The 5966-nt window shown below is 68.2% G+C and carries 7 protein-coding genes and 1 pseudogene; 3 read left to right on the forward strand and 5 right to left on the reverse strand.

The window, feature by feature from the left end:
- Together ACXJMZ_RS36210 and ACXJMZ_RS36215 are read right to left on the reverse strand one after the other, a co-directional pair.
- A pseudogene (locus ACXJMZ_RS36210) lies at window positions 1–206 on the reverse strand (hypothetical protein); the annotation flags it as partial.
- A gap of 374 nt (window positions 207–580) precedes the next feature.
- A complete protein-coding gene (locus tag ACXJMZ_RS36215; protein WP_457034256.1) occupies window positions 581–2098 on the reverse strand; it encodes a LamG domain-containing protein in 1518 nt (505 codons plus the stop codon).
- 154 nt (window positions 2099–2252) lie between these two features.
- On the opposite strand from ACXJMZ_RS36215, the gene ACXJMZ_RS36220 reads away from it, so the two are divergent.
- Both ACXJMZ_RS36220 and ACXJMZ_RS36225 read left to right on the forward strand, forming a co-directional pair.
- Complete coding sequence (locus ACXJMZ_RS36220; protein WP_457034257.1) at window positions 2253–2636, forward strand: hypothetical protein; 384 nt, start codon at window positions 2253–2255, stop codon at window positions 2634–2636.
- Between the two features lie 78 nt (window positions 2637–2714).
- Window positions 2715–3215, forward strand: a complete 501-nt coding sequence (locus tag ACXJMZ_RS36225) for a hypothetical protein (protein ID WP_457034258.1) — start codon at window positions 2715–2717, stop codon at window positions 3213–3215.
- Between the two features lie 88 nt (window positions 3216–3303).
- Here the strand turns inward: ACXJMZ_RS36225 and ACXJMZ_RS36230 are convergent, their stop codons facing one another.
- Window positions 3304–3870 carry a hypothetical protein gene (locus ACXJMZ_RS36230; protein WP_457034259.1) on the reverse strand — a complete coding sequence of 189 codons (567 nt, stop codon included), beginning with the start codon at window positions 3868–3870 and terminating at the stop codon, window positions 3304–3306.
- 408 nt (window positions 3871–4278) lie between these two features.
- Window positions 4279–4665 carry a nuclear transport factor 2 family protein gene (locus ACXJMZ_RS36235; RefSeq protein WP_457034260.1) on the reverse strand — a complete coding sequence of 129 codons (387 nt, stop codon included), beginning with the start codon at window positions 4663–4665 and terminating at the stop codon, window positions 4279–4281.
- Window positions 4666–4838: 173 nt separating this feature from the next.
- On the opposite strand from ACXJMZ_RS36235, the gene ACXJMZ_RS36240 reads away from it, so the two are divergent.
- Window positions 4839–5384 (forward strand): TetR/AcrR family transcriptional regulator, encoded by a 546-nt coding sequence (locus ACXJMZ_RS36240; protein WP_457034261.1) that lies wholly within the window; start codon window positions 4839–4841, stop codon window positions 5382–5384.
- Between the two features lie 289 nt (window positions 5385–5673).
- On the opposite strand, the gene ACXJMZ_RS36245 is transcribed toward ACXJMZ_RS36240, so the two are convergent.
- Window positions 5674–5966, reverse strand: a 293-nt coding sequence (locus ACXJMZ_RS36245; RefSeq protein WP_457034262.1) for a TetR-like C-terminal domain-containing protein, incomplete at its 5' end; no start/stop codon positions are given.

A 5966-nucleotide genomic window follows, 5' to 3' on the forward strand; every position in this document is an offset into this window, starting at 1 on the left:
GGCGTGTACGTGTGGCTCTTCGGGGCGAGGACCTCACCGTTCAGGCGACAACGCCGGAACCAGCTGAGGAACACAAGGACGGTGACGAGGAAGAGGGGTATGGTCCAGCGCCCGGTCTCGAAGTACAGCTGGGAGCCGGTCCCGTCGGTCACTGCGAGCACGACCTGCTCGACGGCCTGCAGGAGCAACAGCACCTGCGTGGCCACCGCCAGGACTCTGGGATCGCGGGTGCTTGGGATGGCGGAGGACGGCATGGCGCTCAAGGCTCCTGAAGGCTTGTGTGCGGCAAGTTCGCCGCATGATCGTTCAGACATTAGTGGAGACTGCATTACCCGTTTCACGCGCTCTTTCTCAGCCGTACACCGTGCCTGCGCCCGCTCCCGCTTGAGGCGATCCGGGTTCGGACGGGCAGCCCCGGCCGAGCCTGTCGGCGGCTCCGCGCTGTTGCGGGCTTGGTCGGCGAGGGTTGCTGTGGGGAAAGGAAGCAGGGGCGGCGCGAGCCACGCGGCTGGGTACTGCAGGCGACGACGGGCCGGCAGCGGGGGTACCGGTGCCGGCGCATCGGTTGCTCTTGCTTTTGTCAGCTGGTGTAGATGTTGCTGATCTGTTCCGGGGTGAGTGTGTAGGGGTAGGTGCGGACGTCGTCGACGGATCCGCGGACCGCGCTGTCCGGCGCGTAGGTGAGGGTGTCTGCGATCCCGATGGTGGTTGGTCCGGTGGCCTTCCAGGGGGTGGGGTTGGTGCCGGTGCCGGCGCGGTTGCCGTTGACGTACAGGGTCATCGCGTGGGTGGTGGCGTCGAACGTGCCGACGAGGTGGGTCCATTCACCGGTCTTGGGCGGGGCGGCGGCGGATGCCGCGTAGTAGGCGCCGGTGTTGAGGTAGTCGTCGCCGGGAGCGACGAAGGCCCAGGACCCGAACGCCGGGGAGTACTGGAGGTAGTAGGCGCCTCGTTCGTTGCCGTTCTGAGTGACGAAGGTCTGGTAGCTGCTGGTGTCCGTGAGCTTGACCCATGCGGCGACGGTGTAGCTCTTGCTGGTGTCGGTCGCGGCGGCGGCGGTGTAGTACCTGGTGGTCGTGGCGTCGCTCAGGACGCTGGCGCCGTCAGCGGTTCCCTTGTGGTCGGCTGTCCAGGCCGGGGTGCCGGTGGGGGTGGCGGGGTTCACGCCGCCGGTGTCACTTGCCTTGCCGTCCTTGAACGCGGATTTGCCGAGCGGCCACCTGGCTGTGTCGGCGGTGGTGCTGAGCACGGTGGTGGGTCCGGACTTCCATGTGTAGTTGGGGTTTCCGGCGGTGCCGGCGAGGCTGCCGGTCCAGATCTGGATGTCACCGCTGGGGGTGATTCCCCACAGGGTGGGGCTGCCGTCGCCGTTGGCATTGTTGGTGAGGTCACCGTCGGAACCGACTCGCGGCCAGGAGGCAACAGTGACGTTGGCTCCGATGAGGGTGCTGGTGGCGATACCTGTGATCACCGGGATGATGGTGGGCTCGCCGAAGCCGAAAGGGTCGGGGATCGAGATGGTGCCTGTGGTGAATGTGTAGGCGCGGAGTTCGCCGGTGCTGCGGTTACGGGCCCAGATGCCGGGGTGGCCCTGTTCGGCCCAGTCGCCCGAGGAGATGAGGTCCTTCTGTTCCCAGCCTGATACGGCGAGCCGGATCGGGGGGCCGAATGCGGTGTCCGGCGCGRATGGGTCGACGGGGTAGTACCAGAGTGCGGCGGTGCCACCTGTGCCGGCCTCGACGGTCAGCAGTCCGGTCCTGTTCTGGAACTTCTTTGCGGGGTCGAGGTTGGTGGTGGCGAGGTCGCCGAGGGCGGCGATCTGCGTGGTGGTGGACCAGTTGCTGGCGTAACCGGCACAGGACGGATTTGTGGCGGGGCACCGGACGAGGCCAGCGTCATCACTGATGCGCCTCTCGCGTTCGTGGCCCAGGTCGAGAAGAAGGCCGACGAGATCGTCCGTGCCGCCGCCGCGCTCTACCTGGACGGCACCTCCTACCAAGGGGCCGGCGAGAAGATGAAGACCGCCGACGTCGAGGACGGCATCCTCTGGTACATGATCATCCCGCGCGACGAGCGCGTCTACATCCTCCGAGTCCAAGCCCTCTAGGCCGACCCGCCGCCTCACCCGCGACGGCCAACCCCTCATCGAGCCTGCCGTACGGCAGGTCATCGTCCGCCGCTCCCACGGCCTGCCGCTCAACCTCGACCTCGCCGCACTCCGCTACCTCGAACTCCGCCGCAGCGGCCGCACCATGGAACCGGACGACTTCGAGCACGACTTCCCCGCGTTGATCGCCCGCACCCTCCAAGCCAAAGACCTCACCCCCGACGAGCGGCACGTCCTGCGCTCGGTGTCCCTACTGGACGCCTTCGACCTCCCGCTGGCCACCCAAGCCGCTGGCCTCACCCACGAAGCCGCCGCGCAACGGCTCGTTGAGCGCCCCATCGTCAGCGAGAACCCGTACGCAGTGTGGCCGTTCCACCTGCACGCGCTGATCCGCTCCACCATCCGCAGCGCCGACGACCAGACCGACGACCGCTGGTCCACCACAGACTGGCAGCGGGCCGCCGAGCGGGCGTTCTCCGCCCTTGGTGACCAGCTGAACAGCAGTCAGCCCCGGGCCGGTTACTGCTGATCGCTGCCTTAAACCCCTAGGATCGCGACCGGGCCTCGGCAGACCGTGCCGGGGCCCGCTCGCAATCGGGGGAGTTCGATGAGGATACGGAACGGCCTGCTGGCGGCCGCGCTGCTGACGGCGCAGCTAACCGCGTGCGGCAGTGCGGCCGAGCCGCCACCGGCCGCCGCGCCGACCAAGCTCGAAGTCCGCACCAGCACTGAGGAGCTGACCGCACGTCTGCCGAAGCTGGGCCAGATCGTCGGGGCACACTGGCAGTTCGACCCGCACGACAACTCGGGCGGGCGGGTGCCTGGGCCGTCCGACTACTACATCGATGCGGTGTTGCGGCTCCAGCCAGGGGAGGTGGCCCGCCTACTGAAGGGGCGGGAGGCCAGGGATACGGCGCTTCCGCAGGTCTCCCCGGATCTCGCCGCCTTCCTGCCGAACGGCGCCGTCTGGCTGCACAGTGCGAAGCTCGACCGTGAGCTGGCCCTGGCCGATTCGGCAACGTTCTGGCTCGACCCGGCGTCCGACAGCGTCTACCTGTCCGCCAACAACCTGTCCGCGCCGAAGATCTCGACCCCGCCCGCCGGGTGACGGTAGAAGCGCCCTAGCGACGTGCTTGTCTTTCGTCCTGGACGAAACTGGTTCGGTGCCGAGCGTCCAGCGATACCCGGCGGTCGCGCTACTTCGCTACGGTCCGAGGGGCACCGTCCGGCGCCAGCTCGATCAGCTGGACCTCGCGCTCCTTGCCAGGGGCAGTGGTCACCTTGATCCGGTCCGGACCGTCCCACTCCACACCGACCAGGTCGTCACCGCTGACGGCACCGACCTTCCAGCGGCGGGCGGTGAGGCCACTGCCCTGCTCGACGTAGATCCGGACGTACGGTTCAAAGTCCCGGTCCTTCTCCACCACCAGCTCGCGGTCGGCACGGCCCGGCGCGGCATGACGTCCGGTCTCGTCAGCAGACGAGGACAGGACAACCAAACCGACAGGGAAGACGACCACCACCACTGCCAGGGTCATCCAGAAGATCGACCGCTCCCCCGGCCGAGTGCCCTTCAGGAGCGCCAGGAAGAAGGCGACCGCACCGGCCGGGAGGAGGACGAGCGGCTGATGCAGAGCCTGCAGCCCGACCGGCGCGCCTGACCTGAGCGTCGCGGCGAAGCCGACCACCTCGACCAGCAGCAGCAGGAGAGCCAGCAGGTAGAGGTACCGGCCGACCTTCTCCGCTCTCAGGTTCCCCGTCACCCTCAGCCCCCATCACCGCACGGTCGTTCGTCCCGAGTGAGGGTACGTCAGATCTGCGGACGCACTCCGCGCCGTGCTTTCGCAGTCCCCCTCCGGCAGGTCCAGGCGTCCGCCGCGCGAGACCACGACCCCGACGCAAGTCACCGGGTCCGGGGCGGGTGGGGTGAGAGCCCTGGCAGCGGGCCCGGGGTCAGGCCCCGGCGCAGCAGGGGGTGTTGCGCGAGGCCCGGCCGGTAGGAGGTCAGCAGCGTCGGGGCGTGGCGCGGCTGCTCTGCTCGGCGGCCCGGTGGTGCTGTGTGGTGGAGGCCTCCGTGGCGGAGGCACTAGACCCGCCGATCAGCGGTGGCCAGAGGCCCTGCTCTCATGCGCGGAAGGCCGCAAGATCACCCGAGCGAGGCCATCGTCCACTCAGAACATGCCGTTCTGGTTGCGTGCCTCGTCGGGGATCTGCTGCATGACGTCCCAGTGTTCGGCGATCCGGCCGTCCTCCAGGCGGAAGATGTCGACGATCGCCGTCCCGGGGCCGCCGGGCACCCGGATGCCGTGGACGTGGGCGATCACGTGGTCGCCCTCGGCAAAGATCCGCTTCACCTCGGCGCGGAGGTGGGGGAAGTCCGCCTTGAGAGTTTCGACGAACTCCCGGAAGCCTTCCAGTCCATCGACGATCCGGGGATTGTGCTGGATGTAGCTGTGGCTGAGCAGCTTCGAGGCCGCGTTGTGGTCCTTGTCGTTGATCGCGGCCTGGTAGAAGGCCAGAACGGTCTGCTTGTTCTCTTCGAGTCGTGCGCTGGGCAAGGCTCCCCCTCATGAGTGAACAGCTGTAGCGATACGACTGTAGGGCAACGGATGTGCAGATACAATCGATCACCGTGGATGCAAAGTCATCGAGCAAGCAACAGCCGCGCGGGCGCAATCCCCGGGGACAGGGCGAACGTCTCCGTGAGGAAGTAGTCACCGCCACTCTCCGCATGCTCAACGAGCTCGGCGACGACCAGGCCCTGTCCCTCAGGGCCGTCGCCCGGGAGATCAACGTCGCCGCGACGTCGGTGTACCTGCACTTTCCCGACCGCGACGCGCTCGTACTGGCCGTACTGGAGCGCTGCCAGCAGAACCTGATGCGCGCCGTGCAGCAGGCCGAGCTCGCCGAGGACGGCCCGGTCGCCCAACTGCGCGCCCGGACCCTCGCCCTGGGCATCTGGGCACACGAACACCCGGGGCTCTACAAGGTGCTGCACGAGAGCACCCTCAACCAGCGCACGGACATGCGCTTCAAGGAAGAACTCGGACGTACGACCACGGCCGCCGTCCAAAGGTGCATGGACGCCGGCCTGGCCCCGATGGACGACGCCTCTACGGTGGCCCTCGACCTACGCGCCGCCGTACACGGCGCGGTGTCCATGCGGGTCAACCAGCCCGACCAGCACTGGCCCCCGCTTGAAGAGCAGGTTGATCGCTTCCTCCGCAAGCTCGTGGGCACGTCACCAGCCCCAGTCGACGAAACAACTGGCGTGTAGTCAGTCCCCGACCAGCAGGCGAGCTTCGAAGCCGGGCCCCGGCGTTCACACCCACCGAGACCACCCGGACGGGCCGCCTCACTCGAACCGCGGCCCACCATGATCGGTACGGCAACAGTCACTAATGCTGGACCAAGCCCACCGTCGTCTTACTGACCGCCCGTCAGCGGGGCTGCGGCGGCTCAGGCCGGCACCATCGGCTTGGTCCCGTCCTGCTGCTCCGGACCGGCGCAGCAATCGGCCAGCWGGAACAGGGGACTCCGGCTGCGTGCCCGGCCGGGATTGTGTGTCAGACGATGGAGAGCCGGTCGACCAGCAGTCCCACCCTCCACTCGGTGTCCTCCGGCGGCAGCCGTCCCGCCCGGGTCAGGGTGGCCAGTCCGTGCAGGGCTGCCCAGAACGTCTCGGTGAACAGTCCTGGGTGCACGCCGTCCCCGGCGACCTCGCCGAGGCTTTCCAACAGGGCGGCGAAGGCGTCCTTGAGAGGTTGTGGGGTGTCCTCGTTCGCGAAGGCCAGGCCGCCGTCGAGTTGGAAGATGGCGTCGTAGACCGCCGGGTTGCGTGCGGCGTAGTCGAGGTAGG

This window comes from Kitasatospora sp. P5_F3 (genome assembly GCF_054049135.1).

What these genes read in the sequence shown, in the direction of transcription:
- ACXJMZ_RS36220 (WP_457034257.1), top strand. Translation starts at nt 2,253, where the DNA reads ATGGAACCGGACGACTTCGAGCACGACTTCCCCGCGTTGATCGCCCGC.
- ACXJMZ_RS36225 (WP_457034258.1), top strand. Translation starts at nt 2,715, where the DNA reads ATGAGGATACGGAACGGCCTGCTGGCGGCCGCGCTGCTGACGGCGCAG.
- ACXJMZ_RS36240 (WP_457034261.1), top strand. Translation starts at nt 4,839, where the DNA reads ATGCTCAACGAGCTCGGCGACGACCAGGCCCTGTCCCTCAGGGCCGTC.